The sequence below is a fragment of the Kitasatospora sp. NPDC001175 genome (genome assembly GCF_053598215.1).
Window position 1 is genome coordinate 1 of sequence record NZ_JBSFJU010000044.1, and the last position, 25,059, is coordinate 25,059.

Genomic DNA, 25,059 nt, shown 5'->3' on the forward strand with positions numbered 1-25,059 from the left:
AGATTCGACAAGCGCGGCTACGTCTACCTCGGCACCGTCACCGCAGCCGCACTCGTCATCTGGCTTCGCTCGTGATCGCCAGGACACTGCCTAGCTCGGAGATCCCGGAGCCGTACAGACGGGCAGGCATCTCCCGGCAGTCTTCGGCGAGTTCAGCGACGGAGTGCATCCGCCCCCGGAACCGGCCAATTCGGCCTCCCGTTGGCCGGGGGCGGCCGTAGGGTCCTGCTATGACAGTTCACCGGATGCCGGCCGCGGAGGTTCCCGTCTCCGTCGACCTGGTGCGCCACCTGCTCGACGCGCAGCACCCCGACCTCGCGGACCTGTCGATCGAGGTGCTGGCCAACGGCTGGGACAACCTGGTGTGCCGACTCGGTGAGAAGTTCCTCGTCCGGCTGCCGCGGCGCGCCAAGGCCGCCGAGCTCGTCGCGCACGAGCAGCGGTGGCTGCCCGAGTTGGCCACTCGCCTGCCGTTGCCGGTGCCCGCAGCGGTGCGCGTCGGGCGGCCGACGGCGCAGTACCCGTGGTCCTGGAGTGTCGTGCCGTTCCTCCCGGGCCGGATCGCCGCGCGGACGGCGCCCGACGACCTCCGGTCGGCCGCGACCGCACTCGGCGGTTTCCTGGCCGCGCTGCACACCCCGGCCCCGCCGGACGCGCCCGTCAACCCGTTTCGCGGGATCCCGCTGGCCGGACGCGCCGAGGGCGTTCTGAACGGGTTGGCGCACGTCGCCGACGCGGCCGACCGCGCCGCCGCGCAACGCGTCTGGGAGACGGCCGCCGCCGCACCCGCATGGGACGGTCCGCCGCTGTGGCTGCACGGGGACCTGCACCCGGCCAACATCCTGGTCGACCACGGCCGAATCAGCGCCGTGATCGACTTCGGCGACGTCACCTCCGGCGATCCCGCGACCGACCTGTCCGTGGCCTGGATGCTGTTCACGGCGGAGCAGCGAGCCGCCCTCCGGCAGGCGTACGGTCACGCGGACGACGCGACCTGGGAGCGGGCCCGCGGATGGGCGCTGGCCCTATCCCTGGTCTTCCTGACGCACTCGGCGGACAACCCGCTGATGGGCGGCATCGGCGAGCGCGTCTTCCGCGCGGTGCTGGATTGACGCGCTCTCCCGACTGAAGCCGGGAGATTCCGGCCCGTACCGTCGGAAGCGGCACGACCGTGGCTTCCTGCTTCAACGATTTGTGCCGACGTTTCCGCCGGTCTTACCGAGTCTCCACAGGCTTTCGAGCCCGAAGGCTCCGTTCCCGCCCGTCCGGCGGTACCTGACTCGCCAACCGCACCGGGCGCCGGTTCGCCTTGACGGCGAAGAAGACCGAGGTCCAGGCCAAACTCGCCCAGGCCCGGTCCGTCCTCAACGCGTAGTCACACGAAACGTCCGCGAACCAGGGACCTGTCCGTCGCCTGCTGCAACGACGCCGGACAATCACCCGATCGAGATCTTGGCCGCACCTGTTCTGCTCCTAGGGTCAGCAAGCGTGGGTGCGGTGAGGAGCGGGAGGGTCCGTGTCCGGTATCGGCAGATCGACGGTAAGGTCATGGAACTGCGGCCGGAGGCGTACGAGCCGCATCTCGACGTCGACTTCACCAAACCCGCCCCGCCCAGGATGGCCTCCAAGTTTCGGCATGACCTGTGGCGGACGGGGCCCGGTCCGCCACAGCCGATTCGTCAGGGGGTGGTCACGGGACGGCGCCAGTCGTAGCCGTAGCCGGTCGCTCCGGAGCAATATCGCGGTGCTCGGGCCGGGTGAGCAGGAAGACGGACGCCGCGAGCATGAGGCATGCGATGGCGAGCAGGAGGATTCGGTAGTCAATCACGGCGAGCAATCCGGCGCCGAGAGCGATGGCGACCGTTTGCGGTGTGCAGAGAACCAGGTCGAGCGCCGCGTCCGCCCTGCCCATCAAGTCTGGTGGTGTGCGGCGCTGGAGGAGCGTCATGATGCCCACGGTGATCCACGGCAGGCCGGAGCCGATGAGCGCTGAGCCCACGAGCACGGCCGGAGTCGACGATGCGATCTGCAGGAGGAAACCGGACGCGGCGGTGGCCAGGCCCAGGGTGACAAGGCGGCCTTCTTTGAGACGGCGCAGTATCGCAGCCGCCGTGATCCCGGCCACGATGGCACCGGCCCCCTGGATTGAGATCAGCACCCCGAGGAAGGCGTCGGGACGGTGCAGACCCTTGCTCACAACAGCGAAGAGGGCTGTTTCCGAGAGCCCGAAGGCGGTCGTGGCCAGCACGCCAGCCAGGGTCAGCTGCCGCAGCGCAGGAGTGGCGCCGATGTGGCGGCCGCCAGCGATCGCCTCCGCGAACCAGTGCTGCTCGGTCGGTGCCGGCCTCTCCTCGTGGACCCGCACAGCGAACAACGCGGCGATGGCCACGAGGAACGTCACCACGTCCCCGATGATCACTGGTGTCGCGCCCACTGTGGCGAGCATTCCGGCGCCGAGGAGCGGAGTGATCAGTCTCATTCCCCACTGGGCCGTCTGCAGGGCACTGTTCGCCTCGCCCAGGAGCTCCTCGGGGAGCAGCGTCTGCTGCAGGGCCGTCTGGGCCGGGCCGAGGACGCCGGCCGACAGGCCGTAGCCGAACATCACGGCGTAGATCAGCCACACCTGGTTCCGGTCGTGGACCAGGAGCAGGAGTAGAACCAGGACCGCGGTGGCGAGGTTGGCGGCGATCAGAAGGGGGCGACGGCGCATCCGGTCGGCGATCATCCCCCCGACCGGTCCGGACAGGCTCCCCAGAGTGAACATGAAGAGCGACAGTGCCGCGGCCGAAGCACTCCCGGTGAGCATCTTGGTCCAGATCCCCAGAGCCAGCCACAGCGCCGAGTCGCCGAAGGTCGACAGGCTCTGCCCGGCTATGTAGAGCCGGGCGTTTCGGTCCCCCCACAGCCTGCGCATCAGCTCATGCCTCCGGCCTGGTCGCATCGAGCGGATACGTGAACAGCAGCATCTCCACCGGCAGGCTTCCGGCCGGGCGGCGCGAAGGCTCCTCCAGCCGGTCCCGATAGCGGTCGAGTACTTCGCTTAGTTCGGCATTCAGTTGCTGGGCCTCCTCCGGGGTCACGTAGGCCACGTTCTCGATGCCGCTGGTGACCTGCCGCCAGGTCTCTTCAAAGCCGGAACGGCGGGCATTCACCGTGTTGACCCGCGCTAGCCAGGTCTCCCACAGCAACTGCGCCAGGGCTTCGGCCGCATGGCCCATCTCCACATCGCCCTCGGCGTCGTCCACCACGAAGCCGATGTGCTTGCGCCGCCACGGTCGGCGCCGGCCGGGCCCCTCACCGGCCTCTTCCACGAAGCCGTACTTGGCCAAGGTCCGTAGGTGGAAGGCACAGTTCGTCGGTGACTCCCCGATCATCTCGGCGGCCTCCGTGGCGGTCAGCGGTTCGCGCTGGTTGAGCGCCTCCAGGAGTGCGAGCCGGGTCGGGTGGGCCACCGCCCTCATCGTCTTGGGGTCCGTCAGTTGCCGGAGCGGGCGGTCGGCAACTGACGGGTGTCCGGGAACATGTCGAACTTCTTCAGAAGACATGTTTCGAGAGGCTACGCTCAAAACATTACGCTCGACAAGACCTGCTGCTGGCCGGAGCTGGCTGCGGGTGTCGAACTCCCCCGAGAGACCGGTGATATGCGCGGCCGGATCGCTGGGAAGCCGTGCTGCTTGACCTCCCGAAGGTAGCGGCGCACGGTCTGGAGGCCGCCGGGGAAGCCGAGTTCCCGGAGTTCACGGTGGAGCCGGGGGATGTCGTAACAGCCCTCGTTCCAGCGTTGGTACAGGTGGGGCTTGTACTCGTCGAGGATGGACTGCCGCTTGACCGCCCTGATGAGGAGCTCGTCGATGCCGCCCGCGCGGGCGAAGCGGCGCACAGTGGAGCGGTCCAGCCGTACCTCCCGGCCGATCGCGGCCAGCGACTTCCCTTCGGCTAGGAGCGTGGGTCAGCAACAGGGCTCGGTCACGGCTGGGGGCTGGGGTGGAGGGCCTCCCCAATGGAACTTGGGCTGGTTAGGCTGCTGGTCATGACTACGGCCATGACCAGCAGTGGAACCCGTGAGCCCGTGATCCTTGACGCGACGGAGCTGACGTCCGATCCAGACCTTGGGGTCCGGTTCGCGGAGTCGGCCCACAAGATCCTGACGGACCTGGTCCGTGGAGGTGCTGCACTTGGTTGGGTCGAACCTCCGTCGCGCGATGAGGTGTCGGAACTCCTCGACCATGTCATCTCCGCGGTGCACGCCGGCGATGCAGCCCTGCGTGCCGCTTACCTTGACCGTCGGCTGGTCGGGCTGGGGTACTGGCTGCGCTACGCGCGACCGACGCATCGCCCGCACGCTGACCTGGAGAAGATCGCGGTGGATGCTGCTGCCCATGGTCGCGGTATCGGTCGTGCACTCACCGCTGGCTTGGTCGCTGACGCCAGGCGGGCAGGAATCGAGATCCTCACCCTGGATGCCCGTGGCGACAACAGCAATGCCCTGCACCTTTACCGATCGTTGGGCTTCAGCGAGTACGGCCGTCTACCCGACTTCGTCGCTGTCGGCACCGGCCGCTACGACAAGGTCTTCTACATGCTGGACTTCCGCCAAGAGGAGTGACGCCACACATGACGGCGGGGAGGCGATCCACTCGCACTTCTTGATCATTCGTGCTGGATGACGGCGGTATGAGTGGTGGGGATGGGCTGTTCGAGGTCGAGCCGGTAGAGAAGAGGAAGTCGCAGGGCCGTCCGGCCGGGGTGGACAAGCGGTTCAGGGCGTTCGACCCGTACCAGGTCCTGCTGCTGCCCCCGTCGCTGGACCGAGAAGCGCGGCTACCCGCCCTACGATCCCCGGCTGATGGTGCGGTTGCTGATCTACGGCTACACCACCGGGGTGCGCTCCTCTCGGGCGATCGAGCGCAGGTGCGCCGACGACATCGCGTTCCGCTACCTGGCCGCCGACCAAGCCCCGAACTTCCGCTCGATATCGCGGTTCCGGCCGCCGCCACCTGGACGCCCTCACCGACCTGTTCACCCAGTCCCTGCACCTGGCAACCAGGCTCGGCATGGTCAAGACGGGCCGCGTCGCCCTGGACGGCACGAAGCTCGAAGCGAACGCCTCCAAGTCCAAGGCCCAGGCCAACTTCACCGACCCCGACTCACGGATCATGAGGAACAGCAAAGGCGCCTACATCCAGGCGTACAACGCCCTAGCCGTCGTCGACGAGGAACACCAGGTCATCGCCGCCGCCGACGTGACGACCAACGCCTCCGACGCGCTGAACCACACCACCATGCTCGACCAGTCCGCGGCCAACACCGGCGCCCACCCCAAGCAGGCGCTGGTCGACGCCGGCCACTGTTCCGAAACCAACCTCGAAGCCGCGAAAGAACGCCAACTGGCCTGCGGCACCAAGACGTTCATGGCAACCGGCCGACTCGCCCACGACGAGCAGACCCCACCCGCACCACACGGACGCATCCCCACAGATGCCAACCGGACGGCCGCGACCGATCCCACCGATCACGGCCGACCTGCCGCTTGCCCGTTGCCGGGACACGCTCCTAGCCGTTCCTGAACCGCCGTGTAGCGTTCCCTGGTACGGGCGACCATCCGCCTCGCCGGAGTCCCCGCCCCGTCCAAAGTCGCCAGACCCGCGTCGCTGACGCATCGTCGACACCGGTTCCGCCGAGGGCGGGTGGCCGACTCCGAGCGCGATCAGGCCTGCAACCAGCTGCCGTGCAGCGTGGGCGACGGAGTCCGGTCAGCGCGCCGCGTCTGGCACGGCCTCGTCCGCTTCCTCCGCCTCGGTGGCGTCGCTGAGCCCGAGGCGCAGGTGCTCGATGTGATAGACGGCCTGGTCTAGGAGTTCGGCGACGTGGTTGTCGTAGAGCTCGTAGACGACCGAGCGGCCCTGCCGCCGGCCGACCACCAGGCCGAGGTTGCGCAGCAGGCGCAGCTGGTGGGAGCAGGCGGACTGCTCCATGCCGACCTCGCCGGCGAGTTCGGTGGCGGCGCAGGGGCCTTCGCGCAGGCGGGCGAGGATCAGCAGTCGGGAGGGAGTGGCCAGGGCCTGCAGAGTGGTGGCCACCCGGGCGGCGCTGGCCTCGTCCAGGCGTATGCGCGGGACGGCGTTCTTCGCGGGAGCGGCTCCATGACCCATGTGCCCAATACTACAGACGACAAATGAATAACTGTTCATATGTACCTGTATGGTGGTTGAGCCGTTAGCCCCGACCTGCGCGAAGAGGTCTGCCCTGCCATGCCTTCCACCCTGATCGAGCACCCAGCGCCCGCTGCGCTCGCGCGTCCCGGCGCCGCCCCGCGGCGGCACACGCGTGTGTTCGCACTGCCCGAGGCCCGCTGGGCGGCAGCCGCGACGGTGCTGTTCCTGATCGCCCTGCCGCTCCAGCTGACCGGAGCGAGCGCGTGGTCCTGGGGGCCGCTGTACGCCCTCGCCTACGCCACCGGTGGCTGGGAGCCCGCCTGGGCGGGCCTCCAGGCGCTCAGGGAGAGGACCCTCGACGTCGACCTGCTGATGATCGTCGCCGCCCTCGGCGCCGCCGCGGTCGGACAGGTGATGGACGGCGCGCTGCTGATCGTCATCTTCGCCACTTCCGGCGCGTTGGAGGCCCTGGCCACCGCGCGTACCGCCGACTCGGTGCGCGGGCTGCTCGACCTCGCCCCCGCCACCGCGACCCGCCTTCTGGACGACGGCACCGAGGAGACCGTACCGACCGAGAACCTCGCTGTCGGCGACACCGTCCTGGTGCGGCCGGGCGAGCGGATCGGCGCCGACGGCCGGGTACTGGACGGAACGAGCGAGGTCGACCAGGCCACCATCACCGGCGAGCCGCTGCCGGTGCCCAAGGAGATCGGTGACGAGGTGTTCGCCGGCACCCTGAACGGCAGCGGTGCCCTGCGGGTGAAGGTCGACCGGGACGCCTCCGACTCGGTGATCGCCCGGATCGTGCAGATGGTCGAGGAAGCCTCCGAGACCAAGGCCCCCACGCAGTTGTTCATCGAGAAGGTCGAGCAGCGCTACTCCATCGGCATGGTCATCGCCACCCTCGCCGTCTTCGCTGTGCCACTGGCATTCGGCGCGGCGTTCACCGGCTCGCTGCTGCGCGCGATGACCTTCATGATCGTCGCCTCGCCGTGCGCCGTGGTCCTGGCCACCATGCCGCCGCTGCTGTCCGCCATCGCCAACGCCGGACGCCACGGTGTGCTGGTGAAGTCCGCCGTGGTGATGGAGCGCCTCGGTCAGGTCGACACCGTCGCGCTCGACAAGACCGGCACCCTCACCGAGGGCACGCCCCGCGTCACTGACATCCGCCCCCTGGCCGGCTCTCATCTGACGGAGGAGGAGCTGCTGGCACTTGCGGCGGCCGCCGAGCACCCCAGCGAACACCCGCTCGCCCGCGCCGTCGTGGACGCCGCCCGCACCCGGGGCCTCGCCCTCACCACCGCCGAGGACTTCACCTCCACCCCCGGCATCGGCGTCACCGCCACCGTCGACGGCCGTGCGGTCGCGGTCGGTGCCCCCGCCCGGCTGCTGAACGACGCCGACGACGCAATGTCCGCCTGGGCCACCACCGTGGCAGGTGACCTGGAGGACGATGGCGGCACTGCCGTACTGGTGGAGGCGGACGGCGTCCCGGTCGGGGTGCTGGGCATCGCCGACCGCCTGCGCCCGGACGCAGCCGCCACCGTCGCCGCACTCACGGCCCTGACCGGCGCCGCCCCTGTGCTGGTCACCGGCGACAACCCGTGCGCCGCCGCCCGTCTGGCGGCCGAGGTCGGCATCGCCGACGTTCGCGCGGGCCTACTGCCGCAGGACAAGGTCACCGCGGTGAAGGAACAGGAGCAGGCCGGGCGGAAGGTACTGGTGATCGGCGACGGCGTCAACGACGCCCCCGCGCTCGCCGCCGCCCACACCGGCATCGCCATGGGCCGGGCCGGCTCCGACCTCGCGCTGGAGACCGCCGACGCGGTCATCGTCCGCGATGAACTCGCCACCGTCCCAGCTGTGGTGGCACTCTCCCGCCGCGCCCGCGGCCTCGTGGTGCAGAACCTGGTCATCGCCGCGCTGTTCATCTCCGGCCTGGTGCTCTGGGACCTGGTCGCCACCCTCCCGCTGCCGCTCGGCGTGCTCGGCCACGAGGGCTCGACCGTGATCGTCGGCCTCAACGGCCTGCGCCTGCTGCGCGAGACCGCTTGGACCAAGGCCCTTGCGGAGGGCCGCCGGTGACCCATCGCGCCCTCCCCCAGCCTTCGGCCGGGGGTACCCCCTCGGCCGCCGCACCCGCCAAGGGGCGGCGGCTCGCTGCACCGCCACGGTCTGCCGCGGATTGCTGCTGCGGCACGCCGAAGGCCGCCGAGCGGTGTCGTCGGCCGGGCGTGAACTCCTCCACCGTGCCGGATAGACGGCGCATCATCGCTGCTACTGATCGCTTCGACATGAGAGCACTATCGACGGGACTGGGGTGCTCGTTCGGTGAGGCGCAGCCGTCGGCGGATGTGGGTGGGCATCAGGAGGGCTTGGTCGGTGAGGATGTCCAGGAACGCGGCGGCGACGGGGTCCGGGCCGGTGCGGGTGTAGACGGTGAGTTGGCGGCTGACCGGGGGGTCGGGGCGTAGGAGTGCGCCCGCGAAGTGCGGGGGGATGGTGTTGGCGGCTGACCGGGGGGTCGGGGCGTAGGAGTGCGCCCGCGAAGTGCGGGGGGATGGTGTTGGCGGGGACGAGGGTGGGGCCGAGTCCGGCGGCGGCGTAGTTGGCGGCGGCGGGGGCCTGTTCGGTGCGTACCGCGATCTTCGGGTGGAATCCCACATCGCGCTGTCCTTCCACCGTGCCGTCGCGGCCGTCACCCGCCGCGTCCTGGAGGCTCACGGCCATCGGGTGACCGGCATCGAGGCACGGCACGAACAGCTCTTCCGGTTGCAGGCGGCCCGCCAGGTCGACGTGCTCGTCTCCGCCTGGTTGCCCTCCAGCCACGACGGCTACCTCGCCGGGTACCGCGACGAGGTGCGCGTGCTCGCCCCGCACTACGAGCCGTACTGCCTCTGGGCCGTGCCACCGTACGTCTCCGTCGAAGCGGTCGGCGAGGTCGCCGACCTCACCCGTCCCGAGGTGGCCGCGCGGATGACCCGTGCCATCGACGGCATCAACCCCGGTGCGGGGATCAGCCGCTTCTCCGCCCGGATGGTGACCGCGTACGGCCTCGACCAGGCCGGCTACACCTTCGCCCCGGGCACCGAGCCGGGCTTCATCGCCCGGGTCGAGCAGGGGATCGCCGACCGGGAGTGGTTCGTCATCCCGCTCTGGCGCCCGCAGTACCTCAACCGCCTCCACGGCCTGCGCGCCATCGCCGAGCCCGAGGGGCTGCTGGGCGCCGTCGACGCGGCCGGTCCCGTCATCCGCCGCGAGGCGCTCGACCGCGTCCACCCCGAGGCACTGGCCCGCCTCGATGCGCTGCACCTCGGGAACGACGGCGTCGAGGAGCTCGACACCATGATCAACGCGGACGGCCTCACACCGTTGCAGGCCGCCGACCGCTACCTGGCGAGCCGCCCGGACCTGCTCCCGTGACACGGCACCGCGTCCAGCCACCCCGCCCCCGCCCCGCGTACGCGGACGAGGGACGGTCTCCGATCCCGTCGCAACCCCGCGTGGCCGGGGGAGGATGTCAAAACCGGAGGGTGAACCAGGTGGTCTTGCCCTGGTCGCCGGGGCGGACACCCCACTTGTCCGCGAGGGTGTCGACGAGGAGGAGGCCGCGTCCGGATTCGTCGTCGGCGGCGGCCAGGCGCGGCTGGGGCAGTCGGGGGCTCTGGTCGCTGAGTTCGACGGTGAGTTCGGTGCTGGTGCGGCGCAGGTGCAGGCCGAGCGGTCCCCGGGCGTGCTGGACGGCGTTGGTGAGGATCTCGGAGAGCAGCAGCCGGGCGTCATCGGCCACATGGGCACAGTCCCACGAGATCAGGACCTTGGCCAGGAAGGCGCGGGCCTCGGACACGGCGACGGGGAGGGCAGGCAGCTCGGTCTCGGCGGTGGTGGCCGGCAGGGCAGTGGGGAGTTGGGCCAGGAGCAGGGTGACGTCGTCGTTGTGGCCGTGGACGTCGGGCAGCACGGCGGCCAGTACGTGGTCGGTCGCGGCCTCCAGACTGCGGGTGGCCGCGAAGGCGTCGGTGAGGGCGGCGGCGAGCCGGTCGAGCTGGTACTCGATGTCGCTGCCGGGGGTTTCGACCAGGCCGTCGGTGTAGAGGGCGAGGGTGGCGCCGGGTGGGACGGTGGTGGTGGCCTGCTGATGCAGGATGTCGCCGACGCCCAGCGGTACGTTCACGGGAGCGGCCAGGGTGCGCACGCCATTGTCGGGGGTGACGGCGAAGACGGGCAGGTGTCCGGCCGAGCAGAGGGTCACCTCTCCGGTGTCCAGGACGATGACCAGGTAGCAGCAGGTGATCAGCTGGTCGGGAAGGTCCAGGTCGGCGACGACCGCATCCAGGGCCTGCATGAGCCGGTGGGGCTGCATGCCGGTCTTGGCCAGGGCGTGGGCGGCGGAGCGCAGCTGGCCCATGAGGGCGGCGGCTTCCAGGCCGCGTCCCATCACGTCGCCGATCAGCACGCCGACGCGGCCGGCGCCCAGCGGGATGAGGTCGAGCCAGTCGCCGCCCACCCCGGCGCCCTGGGTGGCGGGCAGGTAGCGGTGGGCGGCAGCCAGACCCGGAATGGTGGGCGGGGTACCCATCAGGCTGCGTTGCAGGGTGAGGGCGATGTGCCGCTGTTGTTCGTACAGGGCGGTCAGTTCGGCCTCGGCCCGCTTGCGGTCGCTGATGTCGCGGACGATGGCGCAGGCGCCGACGACCGTGCCGTCGGCGGCGCGGGTGGGCCAGAGGGTGACGTCCACGTCCAGCAGCTCGCCGGTGCGGGTGACGCGGAGGGTCTCGAAGTGCTCGACCTTCTCCCCGTTCCGCAGGCGCTCCAACAGCACGGTGATCTCGGCGTGGTGGTCGGGCGGGGCCAGCAGCGCCACGTGCCGGCCGATGGCCTCCTCGGCCGTGTAGCCGTACAGCCGGTGGGCGGCGGCGTTCCAGTAGGTGATCTGGCCGTCGAGGGTCTTGGCGAGGATCGCGTCCTGGGAGGACTCCACCAGCGCGGCAAGCTCGTTGATGCGCTCCTCTGCGGCCTTGCGCTCGCTGACGTCGCGGACGGCGGCGGAGACGAGGAGCCCGTCGGCGGTCTCCAGGGGGCTGAGACTGATCTCGACGGGGAACTCGGTGCCGTCCTTGCGCAGCCCGTGCAGCTCCAGCCCGGCGCCCATCGGGCGGACCTGGCGGTTGGCGACGTAGCCGTCGCGGTGGGCGGTGTGATGCTCACGAAAGCGGCCGGGCACGAGCAACTCGACGGGGCGGCCCAGGAGTTCCTCGCGTTGGTAGCCGAACAACGCCTCGGTCTGTGCGTTGACCAGCATGACGGTTCCCGTGTCGTCCACGATCACCATGGCATCCGGGGCCGCCTCCAGCAGCCCCCGGAACCGCTCCTCGGCCGCCCCGGGCCCGCTCGCCCCGGCTGCGGCCCCCGAGGGCCCGGGCATCCGGTCGGCGGGGAAGCCTCTGTCCCGGAACGCCGCGTCGGCCGTGTCTCTCATCTCAGCCCCCTGACTCGCAGTTCACCGCGTTCCGCCCAGCCCAGCACATCCGCACCACGGCCGCGCGCAGATGTCCGCAACTGACACACCGCCGTCGCACATGCCCGATGGAAGGGTCGAAAAGCGATGATTTCGTCATATGCTGATCGGCTATGCCCGGGTCCCGACCGCCGACCAGAACCGTGGGGCAGCTACTTCCTCAGCGATGACCACCCTCCCTTATGACGGCAGCCAGCACCTCGGCCGACTCCACCTGATGCGACTGCCCGTTGAGGATGACGGCCGACAGCGACACAGGATCGGACCACTCCATGATCAACTGCTCATGACCACGGACGTAGACGTTCCGACCCCACACCGTGCCGCGCCCCGCTATCTCCGGACACGTGGAACGACTCGGCGAGATCACACGCGTCCAACCCGCCCGCGCGATCTCCGAGTCCCAAAACCCCGGGCCAGCCAGCATCACGCCTCCCCAGACCGGCGACTGCGCACGGTCTTCCTCGTGACCATCATCCTCGTCGATCGCTTCGCCGCCGCGTTCGGGTGCTCCTCCTGGGCCCGCTCGACCGCGGCCTGCAGCGCTGCCGTCAGGCCCGTCGCCCCGGCCGCCGGCGGCAACACCCGGGGCTGTGGGCCGGATGGCCGTCCCGGCATGCGATGAGTGGTCGTTCGGGATGGTATTGAAGGCACGATCCGTTCTGTGATCGATTCGCCCGGAGTTGCGGGGTTCACCCAGGCCCAGAAGCGGCGAGCAAGCCCCTGCCGTCACCGATCTGCGGCTCTGCTGGAGGCAGTCACATGCGGCCTCGCCCTTCCTCAGCCTGGCTCGCCGCCGGCCTGCTACTCACCACGGTGTCCGTACCCGGCAGCGCCGGCCCGTCCTGGGCGGCCGCGCGACCGGATCAGCCCCCGGCGCCGCCGTCCGCGGATGCACCGCACCGACCGGCGACACCGCCTGCCGGTACCGGTCGACCGCTGCAGGACCCGCCGGAGCTGGTGAGCCACAACGGTGTGCTGCGAGCGCAGATCATCGTCGAGCGGCGGAAGGCCGCAGTGGGTGATCGCGAGCTGTACGCGCTGACCTACAACGGCCTCTACATGCCGCCCACCCTGCGGATCCGGCCGGGCGACCGGGTGGAGCTGGCCATGACGAACCGGGTGAACGAGAACACCAACGTCCACGTCCACGGGCTCCATGTTTCGCCGAAGAGTCCGTCCGACGACATCTTCATCGCCATCAAGCCGGGCGAGACCTATCACTACTCCTACCGGATCCCGCGTGACATCACACCGGGGACCTACTGGTACCACTCCCACGCCAACATGCGCTCCGCCCCGCAGGTGGCGGGCGGAGAGTCGGGTGTCATCCTCGTCGACGGGCTGGAGCAGGACCTGCCCCGCTCCCTGCGCCACATCAAAGAGCGGGTCATCGCGCTCAAGGACGACCAGGTCCAGGGCGACTCCGTCAAGACCGAGGACCTCAGCATCGGAGCGCCCACCAACCGCACCGTCAACGGTCAGCAGAACCCGGTCATCAGCATCCGGCCGGGAGAGACCCAACTGTGGCGGCTGGCCAACATCGGCGCCAACATCTACTACAAGCTCAACCTGCCGGGTGTGAAGTTCCACGTGATCGCCCAGGACGGCTACCCCGTCAAGCAGGTCTACTCCGCGGATTCCCTGGTGATCCCGGCCGCCGCGCGGTTCGACGTACTGGTGCAGGGCGGTGCGCCCGGCAGTGCGCAGTTGCAGACGCTCGCCTACGACACCGGACCGGCCGGGAACAAGTTCCCACAGGTGAACCTGGCGACCGTGGTCACCTCGGGCAGGCCGATGCGTCCGGCGCGACTGCCCGACCGCTTCGCGCCGAACGAGGACCTCAGCCGTGCCGACATCGCCGCGCGGCACGACATCGTCTACACGGAGAACGCCGCGGGCACCGAGTTCTACATCAACGGCAGGCAGTTCGACCCGAACCGGGTGGACATCACCTCCAGGCTGAACACCGTCGAGGAGTGGCACGTCGTCAACAACACCGACGAGGAACACTCCTTCCACCTCCACACCAACCACTTCCAGCTGATGAGCACCGACGGCACGCCCACGGAGCCCGGCCACCGCTGGTTCGAGACCATCAACGTCCCGGCCAGGGGAAACGCCGTCCTGCGGGTCCGCTTCACCGAGTTCACCGGCAAGACCGTCTTCCACTGCCACCTCCTCAACCACGAGGACAAGGGCATGATGGCCGTCCTCGACATCGTCCCTGGTGCTCCGGAAGCGCAGAGGCGCTGAGCCGGCCCCGCCTACAAGCCCCCGCGGCAGCTGACTGTCCGCCACCGTCCGTTCACGACTCGCCCGGCGACCGCTACCGGTCGAACAGCGCGGGCCGGTCGCCGGGCCACAATGGCGTCATGAGTTTGATCTACACCCTGGCCGGACTGCTGATCCTGCTGACCACGGTGGCGAGCATCCTGCGCACCCTGGTGGTGCCGCGTGGGCTCTACTCCGCGTTGGTCTACCGGCTCTGGGCCTGTCTGCGTGCCGTGCTGAGACAGGTGGCCGGGCCGTTCGGCGGCACGTACCAGGCACATGACCGGGCGCTGACCTGGCTGGCCCCGCTGGTACTGGTGGGCATGCTCGCCACCTGGCTGATCGGGATGCTCTGCGCCTACACCTTGCTGCTGCACGGCACTTCGAACCTGGACTGGAGCACCTCCTTCCGTGAGGCCGGGTCCAGCCTGTTCACCCTGGGCTTCGCCAGCAGCGCCCGGCTGCGGCTGAGCGCGCTGGACTTCGTGGCCGCGGCGAGCGGCCCGCTGACCATCGCCCTGCTGATCGGCTACCTGCCCACCCTCTACTCCTCCTACAACCGGCGCGAGGTGGAGGTGACCCTGCTGGAGTCCCGGGCGGGCGAACCGGCCTGGGGGCCCGAACTGCTGGCCCGGCAGTCGCTGGTGGACACCGAGACCGCGCTGCCGCAGCTCTACCGCGACTGGGAGCGACTGGCCGCCGACATCGGCGAGGGGCACTCCAACTACCCGGTGCTGCTCGCCTTCCGCTCCCCGAAGCCGAACCGCAACTGGGTGGTCGCGCTGCTCGCGGTGATGGACGCGGCGGCGATCCAGCTCGCCCTCTGCCCCCGTTCGGCTCCGCCGGAAGCCCGGCTGGTGCTGCGTGCCGGATTCACCGCGCTGCGCGACATCGCCCGGACCGTACGCGTCGACTTCGACCCGGACCCCGAGCCGGACACCCCGATCCGGCTCACCTTCGAGGAGTTCGACGCGGCGGTCGCCATGATCGTCGCGAGCGGCTTCGTCAAGGAGCGCGAACCGGTGGACGCCTGGCCGCACTTCCGGGGCTGGCGGGTCAACTACGAGTCCCTCGCCTACGAGCTGGCCCGGCGCGGCGACGCCGTCCCCGCCCTCTGGTCCGGCCCCCGGGACTTCCCGTCCACCCCGATCCCGCCCCGCCGCCCGGCCGACCGCCGGCCCCAGGCCGCCTGACCCGGTACCCCCGTGCCGCCCGGGGGTACCTACGGGCCGCAGTCCGCCGGCACCTGCAGGCAGCCGGTGCCCCGTGCCGCCCGGGGGCACCGAGCCCGGCTCCGTCGACCGGGTGCGCGAAGAGTCCGAGACCAGCCACCTCACCGGCCCACCGCGCCAAGGGGCCGTCAGGAACACGCGGCCCGCCGCCAGAAACCCGTCAAGCCTGCGTGCTCCCGGCCCGAGGGAGGAGTTCACTAGGAGGGTGCCCAACGGTCCTCTCCCGAGGTCTTCTCCGGCGGCCGCCGCCGCACCGCCCCGTCCGGTGGTCCACGGCGCGGCCCGCCACCCGCTCCTCGAATCCTTCTTCCGCCCCGAGACGCCCGGAGCAGGCACCCTGGCCGCGCACGTCCTGCTCACCGGGAACGGCGCGTACTGGGCCGACCGGTCGCTCTCCCCGCGCACCGCACTGGTGCACTGCGGCCCGCACCGCGTCCTGCGCGGGGACCCGCGCCTCCTCCCGGCGGAGCGGCTCGCCCCGCTCGGCCGCGGGCAGTTCAGCGCACCCGACCGCTTCCTCCCGCTGCTCGGCCGGACCTTCACCTCGGTGATGCCGTGGGTGCGGGTGATCTGCGTCCAGCAGCACCCGCCGCGCCCGAGCGGACCTTCCCCCCGGCATCCGGCTGCGGCCGTTGACCACGGCGGACGAGCTGGCCCAACTCTCCGGTCTGGCACCGGGACTGGACTGGATCACCGACACCTGGCGGCCGGACGGCCCGAACCGTGCACCGGCCGCCGCAGCCGGTGCCTGGGGTGCCTTCCTCCAGGGCCGGCTGGTGTCGGTCGCGACCACCTATCTGCGCGGGCAGGTCCACGAGGACGTGGCCGTGGTGACCGTCCCGGAGTTCCGCCGGGCCGGCCTCGCCCTGGCCTGCGTCGGTGCGGTCACCGGCGCCATCCGGCGCCGCGGCCGGATCCCCACCTGGACGGTGCCCGGCTCCAACGGGCCCAGCCGCGCCCTGGCCGAGGCGGCGGGCTTCGTCCCGCTGCGCCAGGAGATCGTGTACTGGGTCGGCCCGGTGCGCTGAGCACCACCGCCGGAGCCTGCCGCGGCCGGCTCATCGTGCTCGACGCGGTGTCCACCCCGATGTCCCGGTGGCGTCCGGGCCCGAGGGGCCAGCGCCAAGCGTTGACCTTTATCACGCCAGCAGCGAATACCGAACAGGAATGGCTGAAAATGTCTCATATTCTCTGACTTACAGGCTTGTTGTGGTCAAAGAAGGCGCCCATCCTGATACCGCCTTGGCATGGCCAAGGAAACGACTCCCGGACGAGACATCCCGGACGAGGCAGGAGAAGTGCGCATGAAGACGAGATCCGCCCTCACTCGTGTTTTGACAGTACTGGCCGGCGGCCTGGCCACCGCCGGCCTGCTCGCTCCGCCCGCGTCGGCCGCCGACACCTCGCTCAGCCTGGCCTGCCAGGCGACGCCGCCGATCGGCTCCGCCCAGAACTTCACCCTGCACGCCGCGGTCACCGCCACCGCGCCGCAGACGGTGGCCGCCGGCAGCCAGTTCTCCGTCACTCTGGCGCCCGACCCGCTCACGGTCCCGACCTCGGTGAGCGGGTACACCCTGCAGTCGATCAGCAACATCCAACTCACCGTCCCGGTGCCCGCGAACACCACCCTGGTCGACGAGTCGGTCTCGGGCGGCACCGACCCCGGCAGCGCGAGTGTCACCGTCAACGGCGGCAACGTCGTTGTGAAGCTGAGCAGTTCGATCGCCGGCGGAAGCACGCTCACCCTGCCCGCCCTCACCCTTGACCTGACGGCCGGCACTTCCGGAAGCACCGTCCAGACCGCACTCGGCGGCACCGACTACTCGAACCCGGGGCTGACCTTCACGGCGACCGTCCCGATCGCCTTCTTCACCGTCGACGTACCCACCGCCTGCTTCCCCTCGCCGCAGGCGGTCCTCAGTTCGACCAGCGTCAGCTGAACATCCACCGGCTCGGCGACCCACAGCTCCTCCCGGGCCCACCGCCACCGGACGGTGGACCCGGACGCCGGGCCCGGACGGTGCACTCGGACGCCGGGCCCGGACTGCGGACCCGGCAAAACGGCGGCGAGCCCGGACGACCACGGCTCCCGACCGCAATGTGCGGGTCAGGCGGCGGCCGGCCGGCCGTGAGCACCCCCTTGAGCGCCCCGCGAAATCACACCTCGAAGTCACACCGCGCAGGCCGCACCCGTGCTCAGCGACTTCTCCGCGGCCGCCAGGATCTCCACCACCCGCACCCCGAAGTCCACCCCGCACGGGTGGGCCGCCCGACCGCGCGCCGCATCGATCAGCGCGTCCAGCGCCCGCCCGAAGGCGAGCAGCGGGCTCTCGTCGCGCTCCGGCATCCGCGCCAACCCGGCCGCGCCCCGCACCTCCAGGCTGACGCCGTCCACGGCGGCCGCCTTCGGCGTGGTGAGGCTCAGGGTGGCGGTGCTGGAGGCACCCTCCGCGTGCCGGAACACCAGGTGCGCGGTGTCACCGGGCCCCTCGGCGGCCGTCACCCGTACCACGTCCCCGAGCATCGGCAGCAGGACGGAGAGCGCGTGCGGCCCGACGTCCCACAGGGCGCCCTTCTCGTGCCGCCAGGGCGAGGCGGCGTACGGGCTGTCGCTCCCGACGGCGTACACCGAACCGAGCCACTCGCAGCGGGCGGTGAACCACTCACCCGGCGCGGTCCGCACCGTCTGCTCGGCCAGCCAGGCGGCCTGGTCGCCGCCGAAGCGCAAGGTGAAGAAGACCACCGAGGCCCGCCCGGCCCGCTCCACCGCCTCGGCCACCCGCCGGGCGTCGGGAACGGTGAGCGCCACCGGCTTGTCCAGCAGCAGGTGGCAGCCGGCTGCGGCGGCCCGCACGGCCAGGTCCGCCTGTACGGCGGGCGGCAGCGCGATCGAAACGGCGTCCACCCCGGCGAGCAGCCGATCGAGCCCGTCCGGCCCTCCGTACCCGGGCACGCCGTGCTCCGCTGCCAGCGCCGACGCCGCCTCGGGCCGCCGGCCCCAGACCCCGGCGAACTCCACCCCGGGATGCGCCGCCAGCGCGGGCGCGTGCACCCGCGCGGCCCACGGCCCCGTCCCCAGCAGTCCTACTCGCATACCCCGCCTCCACCACCGTCGACCGCCCGGACCGGCGGACCGTCAGTCCTTGACCGGCTCCAGCCGGCCCTCGCCGCCGCTCGCGGTCTCGGCCTGAGCGACGTGGGCGGCCTGAGCGGCGTGGGCCTTGGCCGCCCGCCGCTTGAACAGCCAGGCCGAGGCCGCACCGATGCCGAGGGCGACGACCAGGCCGATGTAGGAGAAGTCCTTCAGCCACTTCTCGGCCACCTTGCCCACCTGGTAGACCAGCAGCGTGGTGCCACCGGCCCAGGCGACTCCGCCGAGCACGTTGGCGATCAGGAACTTCCAGTACGGCATCCGCAGCGCGCCCGCGAGCGGCCCGGCGAAGATCCGCAGCAGCGCGATGAACCGGCCGAAGAAGACCGCCCACATGCCCCACTTCTGGAACGAGCGCTCGGCGGTCTCCAGGTGGTCGGGCCCGAAGTGCTTGGGGAACTTGCGGCCCAGCTTCTCGAACAGCGGCTTGCCGCCCTTGCGGCCGATCGAGTAGCCGATCGAGTCACCGACGATCGCCCCCAGGATCGCGCAGGCCGCCACCCCCCAGGGGTTGATCGTTCCGCCTACGGCCATCATGGAGGCTGTGATCAGGGCGATCTCGCCGGGCAGCGGGATGCCGAGGCTCTCCACTCCGATGATCAGCCCGACCAGCGCGTATACGGCCGTCGGCGGGACACTCTCGATCCACTGATCGATGTGCAAAACCGGTTACCTCCGTGGGCAGCACGAGACGGCGCGCCTCGCGCATGACGAGCAGGAAAGGGCCCGCGTTCCCCGACGAGTCCCCGTTCAAGGCAGGGTAACCCGAGAGCCGACCCCCAAGGTTTGGTAACGCCCGTCGGCTGAGCTTGGTTCCTACGTGCCCGATTCTCAGGCGTCCGGCTCCGCCCCGGCCCTGCCCGCCCGGTGTCTTCCAGCCCGGTCTGATGCCGCTCGCTCATCCCCGCGCGCGGTCCGCGAAGCGCAGCGCCACCACCGACGGCCGCCGGGAACCGATCAGCGGCAGCCGTGCCGCGGCCGGGATCAGCCGTCCCAGCAGCCCCCGCCCGGCGAGCGGCAGCACATCCCGCACCTCCACCACACCCGGGTGCGCGGTGGCCAGCTTGTCCCGCTCGTCGGCGTCCATCCCGAAGGGCATCGGCGGCGCCTGGAATCCGTGCCCGCGCACCTTCCCCTTGCTGGCCAGCCTGCTCAACCACCGCGGCACGGCGTCCAGCACGAAGGTGGCCCCCGGGAAGCGCTCCGCACAGCCGGCGATCAGCTCCCGGACCTCCCCCGGCCGCAGGTACATCAGCAGGCCCTCCGTGGTGATCAGCACCCCGTGCTCGGTCTCCACCTCGTCCATCCAGCGGTGGTCGGTGACCGAGCACCCGACCAGCCGCTGACGGGGCCCTGGCGGCAGCAGCCGCTCGCGCAGGGCGATGCTCTCCGGCAGGTCGACCGAGACCCAGTGCGCCCGCCCGTTGTCGACCCGCCAGTACTGGGTCTCCAGCCCGTCGCCGAGGCAGACGACCGTCCCGCGCGGGCAGCGCACCAGGAAGTCGGCCACCTCGCGGTCGAAGGAGCCCACCCGCAGCGCCTGCAGCTGAGCGAGCAGATCACCGCCGCCGAAGCGCTCGGCGAACGGGAAGTCGATCCGCTCGACCAGTTCCACGGCCTTGGGGTCGTGCAGCAGCCCGTCGGGGCGGCGGGCCTCGACGGCCCGTTGGTAGAGGGTCCAGAGCGTGGTCTCGCAGACCCCCGCCAGCTCGGCCTTCACCTCGCCCTGGGACGGGATCCCCGAAGCTCCTTCGGACGAGACCCCGGAACCACCGGGCTGCTCCACCGCCATCCGACTCTCCTCCGCCTGGTCCGCACGTAGCCTGCCGTCGGCATTCTGGCACCGGACCGGTGGCGCGGCCGCTCAGCCGAGGCCGAACGCGCCCTCGGGCGGCGGCGGCGAGTCCTGGGCCTCCGCGTCCCGCACCGGCGGCGTGCGGCCGACCAGGCCGGCGAGCTCGGCGCCCTCGCAGAGCCGCGCCGGGAAGGTGTCGCCGGCGAGCCGGCGGCCGAGCTCCTCGACCGGCAGCGGGCGGTCGGAGCCGATCAGCAGGATGTTCCCGTACCTGCGGCCGCGCAGGACCGACGGCTCGGCGGCCAGGCAGGCGTACGGGAAGACCGCGCGCACGGTGGCCGCCTGCGCCCTGGCGAAGGCGAGCGGCGGCCCGTCGGCGATGTTGGCGGCGTAGGCGCCGCCGGGGCGCAGCGCGGCCCGTACCTGCTGGAGGAACTCGACCGAGGTGAGGTGCGCCGGGGTGCGCGAGCCGTGGAAGACGTCCGCGACCACCAGGTCCGCGCCGGCTGCCGGGGCCTGCTGCAGGCCCTCGCGGGCGTCGGCGATGTCGACGTCGATGCCGTCCGGCCAGGGCAGCTGTTCGGCGATCAGCCGTATCAGCGGACCGTCCACCTCCACCACCCGCTGGTGCGAGCCCGGCCGGGTGGCGGCCAGGTAGCGCGGGATGGTGAGGGCGCCGCCGCCCAGGTGCAGCGCCTCCAGCGGCTGCCCGGCGGGTGCGACGGTGTCGACCAGATGGGCGATCCGCTGGATGTACTCGAACTCCAGGTACGTGGGGTCGGCCAGATCCACGTACGACTGGGTGGTGCCGTCCAGGGTCAGCATCCAGCCGTGCTCGCGGTCGAGGTCGGGCCACAGCTTCGCGGTGCCGAGCGCGACCTGCCGCTCGACCGGACGGCCCTTCTGCCTACTCACGCGGCAGCGCCGGGAAGTACGCGTCGATCCAGCGGTCCAGTTCGGCGAAGACCTGGGCGCGGGCCTGCTCACCGGAGAGCACCAGGTCGTGCACGCCGCCCTCGATCCGGACGGTGGTGACGTGGCGTCCCAGGCGCGGCGCGAGCGCGGCGATGTCGTCCGCGCGCAGGACGGCGTCCCGGTGGTGCAGCGCCGGGTCCCACTTGGCGGTGACGATGGAGGCGGTGGAGGCCATCACCAGGACCGGGCAGTCGATGCCCAGGCCCTGGCGGACCCGGCGGTGGCCGCGCTGGATGGCGGCCAGCCAGCCGGCGAAGAGCGGGAAGCCCTCGGCGGGCTTGAGGGTGAGGTCGAAGTCCCAGCTGCCCTTGTGGTCTCGGTGCAGACTGTGCACGTAGTGCGGGTTGAGCGGAGCGGGCAGCTTGGTGGTGGGTGCGAGCCGGCCCATCGCCTCGATGGCGGGCGCGCCGAGGTTGCGCACGGCCGGGGCGGCGGGCATCGCCAGGAAGGGGCTGTTCAGGAACAGTCCGTCGACCAGCCCGCGGCGCGCCCGGCGGGAGGCCCACAGCGCGGCGATCAGACCGCCGGTGGAGTGGCCGTTGACCAGCAGCTGGGTGTGTCCGTCGACGTCCCGGATGATCCGGACCGCCTCGTCCAGCTCCTCGTCGTAGGCCCGCAGGTCGCGGACGAAGTTCGGCGACTGATGCGGCCTCAGCGAGCGCCCGTACTTGCGCAGGTCCAGGGCGTAGAACGAGAACCCCGCAGCGACGAAGTGTTCGGCCAGGTTGGTCTGGAAGAAGTAGTCCGTGTAGCCGTGGAGGTAGAGCACGGCCCGCTGGGCCCCGGGGACCAGCCTGCGCACCAGGGTCGCGCTGACGGCACCCTCCTCGTCGGAGGCCAGCGGCAGCTCGGCCGCCTCGTACGGGGCACCCAGGATGTCTTCTCGGAACTCCACGTCTGCTGCCGCACCCATTCTCTGCTCTGACCTGCCGTTACAGGACCATCGTCCCAGGACCACCGACGATACCGCCAGGCCCTCGGCGGTCAGCCGTCGGCGCCCTCCGAAGCCGCCGCCGAGGCCCGGTCGCGCAGGACGGAGATCACACCGAGGCCGGCCGCGCTGACCGGGACGGCGAGCAGTGCGCCGAGGATCCCGGCCACGCCGGAGCCCGCCACCACGGCGATCATGATGGTGGCGGGGTGCAGTTCGACCGTGCGGCTCTGGATGACCGGCTGCAGCACGTTGCCCTCGATCATCTGGACGGCGAGCACCACCCCGAGGGTCCAGAGCGCGGTGCTGAGGCCGCCGTCCGCGAGTGCCACCAACACGGCCACCGTGCCGGAGAGAAACGCCCCGATGAACGGGATGAACGCGCCCATGAACACCAGCGCACCCAGTCCCGGCGCGCCCGGCACCCCGAGCAGCAGCAGGCCGATGGTGATGAAGGTGGCGTCGATCAGTGCGATCAGGGTGGTACCGCGCATGAAGCCGGCCATCGCGGCGAACGCCTTCTCCCCGCAGTCGATCACCGTCCCGGCCCGGGCGGGCGGCAGCACCGAGTGGACCAGGTCGCCGCTGCGGTGGCCGTCCCGCAGGAAGAAGAAGACCAGTGCCAGTGCCAGCACTCCGCCGGTGATGACCTCGGTGGCGAACCCGAGGCCCGAGATGACTCCGTTGGCCAGCGTGGAGACCAGCGAACTGCCCGAGCCCGCCGACTGGGACAGGGCGTACCGGATCTTCTCCCCGAGCGGCCCGAGCCAGGAGGCCACCTGGTCGCCGGCGTGCCGCAGCGAGTCGGCGATCTGCGGGGCGCTGTGCACCAGTGAGTTGGTCAGTACGGCCAGCACCGCGAACACCGCGATCACCAGCACCGCGCAGGTCAGCCCGGCCGCCATGGCCCGCCCGAGTCCGCGTGCCACCAGCCAGGGCATCACCGGCTGGAGCAGTGCGGTCGCCAGCAGCGCCAGGACCAGCGGCACCGTCGCCGCCCTCAGCTGCACGAAGGCGAAGACGAGGAACCCCGCGACCGCCAGGAACAGGATCACCGCGGCCGACCAGACCGCCGCCCTGCGCACCGCGGGCGGCAGCGTGGGATCCGGTCTCCGCCCACCCGCGGACCCTTCGCCCGCCGCCCCTGGGGGTGTGGTCTCCGCCGACATCCCGACTCCAGCTTCGCCCGAGTGGTCCCGATTCAGCCCATCTCAACACGTGATCTGACGGAATGTCCGACGATCTACCGCGCGGCGCGTGGTCTTCCATCCCCGATCCACCCCGGCCCGGCACTCGCCCGGGCCGGACTCCGATCCGCGGCTTCCTCCGCCGCGCCGGGGGCGGACACTCCCATCACGGATTGTCTAATGGTAGAAATGGACTCAACGCATTAGTTGCTTGCACGCTTCCCGAGAGGAGCCCGCCATGGCAGCACGTCCCCCCTTCCCGCCGTTCGACGAGGAGACCGCCCTCCAGAAGGTCCAGGCCGCCGAGGACGCCTGGAACACCCGCGACCCGGAGCAGGTCGCGCTCGCCTACACCGAGGACTCGGTCTGGCGGAACCGGGACCGGTACCTCACCGGCCGGGCGGAGATCACGGCCTTCCTGCGGGAGAAGTGGTCCCGGGAGCTCGACTACGCCCTCCGCAAGGAGCTCTGGGGCTTCCGGGGCAACCGCATGGCGGTCCGGTTCCAGTACGAGCACCACGACGCGTCCGGCCAGTGGTGGCGCAGTTACGGCAACGAGCTGTGGGAGTTCACCGAGGACGGGCTGATGCGCCGCCGGGAGGCCAGCATCAACGACGTCCAGATCGACGGGACGGAACGACGGATCTTCGGCCCGCGGCCGGAGCACGAGCGCGGGTTGCTCCTCCCCGTGTGGTGAGCCGCCGGGGCCTGCTCGGACCGTCCTCGGGTTGGGCCCCCGCTGCGAGGCACCGCCGGGGCCTGCGGTCAGGACGTCCGGAGCGGCAGGCGCAGCAGCCTCGCGACGCGGGCCGCCGTCGAGGCGTCACCGTCGGCGAGGACGGTGTGCCCCGCCGCACGTGAAGGCGAGCAACCGCTCGCCCTCCTGGGCCAGTTCGGCCCGCGTCGGCCGGTCCAGGGACCAGAGCCCGAAGTACGGCGGCTCGGGAGCGGCCTGCGCCTGCAGGCCCACCAGGTGCCCGATCATCGCCTCCGGGGCCATCGCGGTCCGGTCGAGCAGGTGCTGACGGGCCAGCAGCGCCCGCCCGAGCGCACGGGTGCTCAGCACCGGCCGCCGCCGCTCACCGCCTGCGGTCCAGTACCCGGCGCAGCACCGCGATCCGGTTGCTGGTCAGCGAGTCCACACCGGCCGCGGCCAGCCGGAGCATGGTGCGGCGGGTGTCCACCGTCCAGGTGCTGACGGCGAGCCCCAGCTCGTGCGCGGCGTCCACGTAGGCCGCGTCGACCAGGCCGAAGGGCGGGTTGACGTAGCGCGGCCGCAGGTCGTCCAGCAGCGGGCGGCCGGGCAGCCTGGGGTGCTTCCAGGTGAGGGCGATGTCGGCGTCCGGTGCGTGCTCCCGGACCGCGAGCATGGCGGCGACCGGGCCGCAGAAGCCGACCCGGTCCTCGGCACCGATGCCGGTGACGGCGGCCCAGGTGGCGGCCACCGGGGTGGCGTCGTCCAGATCGATCAGGAGCTTGGCGCCCGGGGTTTCGGCGACCGTCTTCAGCGTCTGGGCGAGGGTCGGCACCCGCAGTTCGCCGCCGCCGAGTTCGCCGAGCCGCGCCAGGGTGACCGAGCCGATCCGGCGCGGGTCGCCCCAGAGGCGCTCCAGGGTGGGGTCGTGCAGCAGGACGGGGACGCCGTCGCGGGTGAGCTGGACGTCCACCTCGACGGCGTCGGCCCCGGCGGCGAGCGCGGACTCGACCGAGGCGAGGGTGTTCTCGCGGTGGCGGTACGGGTCACCCCGGTGGGCGACGGCGAGCACCGGACGGAAGGACGGAGCGGGCACGGTTATCTCACTCGGCGGTATGTGGCGGGACATGGCGTGATACGGCGGGAG

At 71.3% G+C, this 25,059-nt stretch carries 22 protein-coding genes and 1 pseudogene; 11 read left to right on the forward strand and 12 right to left on the reverse strand.

The genetic code is table 11. The annotated features are described in order from the left end of the window. Nucleotides 1-230: 230 nt before the first annotated feature. On the forward strand, nucleotides 231-1,112 hold the full coding sequence (locus ACWDAK_RS26830) for an aminoglycoside phosphotransferase family protein (protein WP_344636568.1): 882 nt from the start codon (nucleotides 231-233) through the stop codon (nucleotides 1,110-1,112). A gap of 578 nt (nucleotides 1,113-1,690) precedes the next feature. Here ACWDAK_RS26830 and ACWDAK_RS26835 read toward each other — a convergent pair. Then, nucleotides 1,691-2,941 carry an MFS transporter gene (locus tag ACWDAK_RS26835; protein WP_427394982.1) on the reverse strand — a complete coding sequence of 417 codons (1,251 nt, stop codon included), beginning with the start codon at nucleotides 2,939-2,941 and terminating at the stop codon, nucleotides 1,691-1,693. Further along, a complete protein-coding gene (locus tag ACWDAK_RS26840) occupies nucleotides 2,919-3,545 on the reverse strand; it encodes a winged helix-turn-helix domain-containing protein (protein WP_449806504.1) in 627 nt (208 codons plus the stop codon). Before ACWDAK_RS26840 ends, ACWDAK_RS26835 begins: the two co-directional genes overlap by 23 nt. A gap of 122 nt (nucleotides 3,546-3,667) precedes the next feature. Between ACWDAK_RS26840 and ACWDAK_RS26845 the strand changes: the two genes are divergently transcribed. The 3 genes and pseudogenes from ACWDAK_RS26845 to ACWDAK_RS26855 form a co-directional block, all read left to right on the forward strand. Beyond that, complete coding sequence (locus tag ACWDAK_RS26845; RefSeq protein ID WP_344636565.1) at nucleotides 3,668-3,940, forward strand: hypothetical protein; 273 nt, start codon at nucleotides 3,668-3,670, stop codon at nucleotides 3,938-3,940. Nucleotides 3,941-4,042: 102 nt separating this feature from the next. Continuing rightward, entirely contained in the window at nucleotides 4,043-4,606 is a 564-nt protein-coding gene (locus tag ACWDAK_RS26850) for a GNAT family N-acetyltransferase (RefSeq protein WP_427395041.1), read from the forward strand. A gap of 140 nt (nucleotides 4,607-4,746) precedes the next feature. Continuing rightward, nucleotides 4,747-5,528: pseudogene (locus ACWDAK_RS26855) on the forward strand (transposase); the annotation flags it as partial. 225 nt (nucleotides 5,529-5,753) lie between these two features. On the opposite strand, the gene ACWDAK_RS26860 reads toward ACWDAK_RS26855, so the two are convergent. Further along, on the reverse strand, nucleotides 5,754-6,152 hold the full coding sequence (locus tag ACWDAK_RS26860; protein WP_344640792.1) for an ArsR/SmtB family transcription factor: 399 nt from the start codon (nucleotides 6,150-6,152) through the stop codon (nucleotides 5,754-5,756). Nucleotides 6,153-6,251: 99 nt separating this feature from the next. Between ACWDAK_RS26860 and ACWDAK_RS26865 the strand changes: the two genes are divergently transcribed. Together ACWDAK_RS26865 and ACWDAK_RS26870 are read left to right on the forward strand one after the other, a co-directional pair. Beyond that, nucleotides 6,252-8,240 (forward strand): heavy metal translocating P-type ATPase, encoded by a 1,989-nt coding sequence (locus tag ACWDAK_RS26865; protein WP_344640793.1) that lies wholly within the window; start codon nucleotides 6,252-6,254, stop codon nucleotides 8,238-8,240. Between the two features lie 567 nt (nucleotides 8,241-8,807). After that, nucleotides 8,808-9,578 (forward strand): glycine betaine ABC transporter substrate-binding protein, encoded by a 771-nt coding sequence (locus ACWDAK_RS26870; RefSeq protein ID WP_427394983.1) that lies wholly within the window; start codon nucleotides 8,808-8,810, stop codon nucleotides 9,576-9,578. A gap of 97 nt (nucleotides 9,579-9,675) precedes the next feature. Here ACWDAK_RS26870 and ACWDAK_RS26875 read toward each other — a convergent pair whose 3' ends face one another. Next, nucleotides 9,676-11,580 (reverse strand): PAS domain S-box protein, encoded by a 1,905-nt coding sequence (locus ACWDAK_RS26875; RefSeq protein WP_427395042.1) that lies wholly within the window; start codon nucleotides 11,578-11,580, stop codon nucleotides 9,676-9,678. A gap of 1,053 nt (nucleotides 11,581-12,633) precedes the next feature. Between ACWDAK_RS26875 and ACWDAK_RS26880 the strand changes: the two genes are divergently transcribed. The 4 genes from ACWDAK_RS26880 (at nucleotide 12,634) to ACWDAK_RS26895 (ending at nucleotide 17,119) form a co-directional block, all read left to right on the forward strand. Then, nucleotides 12,634-13,929, forward strand: a complete 1,296-nt coding sequence (locus tag ACWDAK_RS26880; protein ID WP_427394984.1) for a multicopper oxidase family protein — start codon at nucleotides 12,634-12,636, stop codon at nucleotides 13,927-13,929. A gap of 119 nt (nucleotides 13,930-14,048) precedes the next feature. Beyond that, nucleotides 14,049-15,140: a hypothetical protein gene (locus tag ACWDAK_RS26885; RefSeq protein ID WP_344640801.1), complete on the forward strand. Its 1,092-nt coding sequence runs from the start codon at nucleotides 14,049-14,051 to the stop codon at nucleotides 15,138-15,140. A 671-nt stretch (nucleotides 15,141-15,811) separates the two neighbouring features. After that, the gene (locus tag ACWDAK_RS26890) at nucleotides 15,812-16,207 is read left to right on the forward strand and encodes a GNAT family N-acetyltransferase (protein WP_427394985.1); all 396 of its coding nucleotides are present in this window, start codon (nucleotides 15,812-15,814) and stop codon (nucleotides 16,205-16,207) included. Between the two features lie 276 nt (nucleotides 16,208-16,483). After that, nucleotides 16,484-17,119, forward strand: coding sequence for a cyclase (locus ACWDAK_RS26895; protein WP_427394986.1), 636 nt, complete (start codon nucleotides 16,484-16,486; stop codon nucleotides 17,117-17,119). A gap of 230 nt (nucleotides 17,120-17,349) precedes the next feature. On the opposite strand, the gene ACWDAK_RS26900 is transcribed toward ACWDAK_RS26895, so the two are convergent. From ACWDAK_RS26900 to ACWDAK_RS26925, 6 genes are all read right to left on the reverse strand, one after another. Further along, nucleotides 17,350-18,273, reverse strand: coding sequence for a Gfo/Idh/MocA family protein (locus tag ACWDAK_RS26900; protein ID WP_427394987.1), 924 nt, complete (start codon nucleotides 18,271-18,273; stop codon nucleotides 17,350-17,352). A gap of 42 nt (nucleotides 18,274-18,315) precedes the next feature. Then, nucleotides 18,316-18,993 carry a DedA family protein gene (locus tag ACWDAK_RS26905; protein WP_427394988.1) on the reverse strand — a complete coding sequence of 226 codons (678 nt, stop codon included), beginning with the start codon at nucleotides 18,991-18,993 and terminating at the stop codon, nucleotides 18,316-18,318. Between the two features lie 235 nt (nucleotides 18,994-19,228). Beyond that, nucleotides 19,229-20,122, reverse strand: a complete 894-nt coding sequence (locus ACWDAK_RS26910; RefSeq protein ID WP_344640805.1) for a class I SAM-dependent methyltransferase — start codon at nucleotides 20,120-20,122, stop codon at nucleotides 19,229-19,231. Nucleotides 20,123-20,194: 72 nt separating this feature from the next. Beyond that, nucleotides 20,195-21,040: a spermidine synthase gene (locus tag ACWDAK_RS26915; protein ID WP_427394989.1), complete on the reverse strand. Its 846-nt coding sequence runs from the start codon at nucleotides 21,038-21,040 to the stop codon at nucleotides 20,195-20,197. Then, nucleotides 21,033-22,013: an alpha/beta hydrolase gene (locus ACWDAK_RS26920; RefSeq protein ID WP_344640807.1), complete on the reverse strand. Its 981-nt coding sequence runs from the start codon at nucleotides 22,011-22,013 to the stop codon at nucleotides 21,033-21,035. The genes ACWDAK_RS26915 and ACWDAK_RS26920 overlap by 8 nt, the downstream gene beginning before the upstream one ends. 71 nt (nucleotides 22,014-22,084) lie before the next feature. Next, on the reverse strand, nucleotides 22,085-23,116 hold the full coding sequence (locus ACWDAK_RS26925) for an AI-2E family transporter (RefSeq protein WP_427394990.1): 1,032 nt from the start codon (nucleotides 23,114-23,116) through the stop codon (nucleotides 22,085-22,087). Between the two features lie 340 nt (nucleotides 23,117-23,456). Here ACWDAK_RS26925 and ACWDAK_RS26930 point away from each other — a divergent pair, with 340 nt between their 5' ends. Further along, nucleotides 23,457-23,915: a nuclear transport factor 2 family protein gene (locus tag ACWDAK_RS26930; RefSeq protein ID WP_427394991.1), complete on the forward strand. Its 459-nt coding sequence runs from the start codon at nucleotides 23,457-23,459 to the stop codon at nucleotides 23,913-23,915. 126 nt (nucleotides 23,916-24,041) lie between these two features. Here the strand turns inward: ACWDAK_RS26930 and ACWDAK_RS26935 are convergent, their stop codons facing one another. Both ACWDAK_RS26935 and ACWDAK_RS26940 read right to left on the reverse strand, forming a co-directional pair. Further along, entirely contained in the window at nucleotides 24,042-24,284 is a 243-nt protein-coding gene (locus ACWDAK_RS26935; RefSeq protein ID WP_344640810.1) for a hypothetical protein, read from the reverse strand. A gap of 13 nt (nucleotides 24,285-24,297) precedes the next feature. Continuing rightward, entirely contained in the window at nucleotides 24,298-25,008 is a 711-nt protein-coding gene (locus tag ACWDAK_RS26940) for a glycerophosphodiester phosphodiesterase (RefSeq protein ID WP_344640811.1), read from the reverse strand. Between the last annotated feature and the right edge of the window lie 51 nt (nucleotides 25,009-25,059).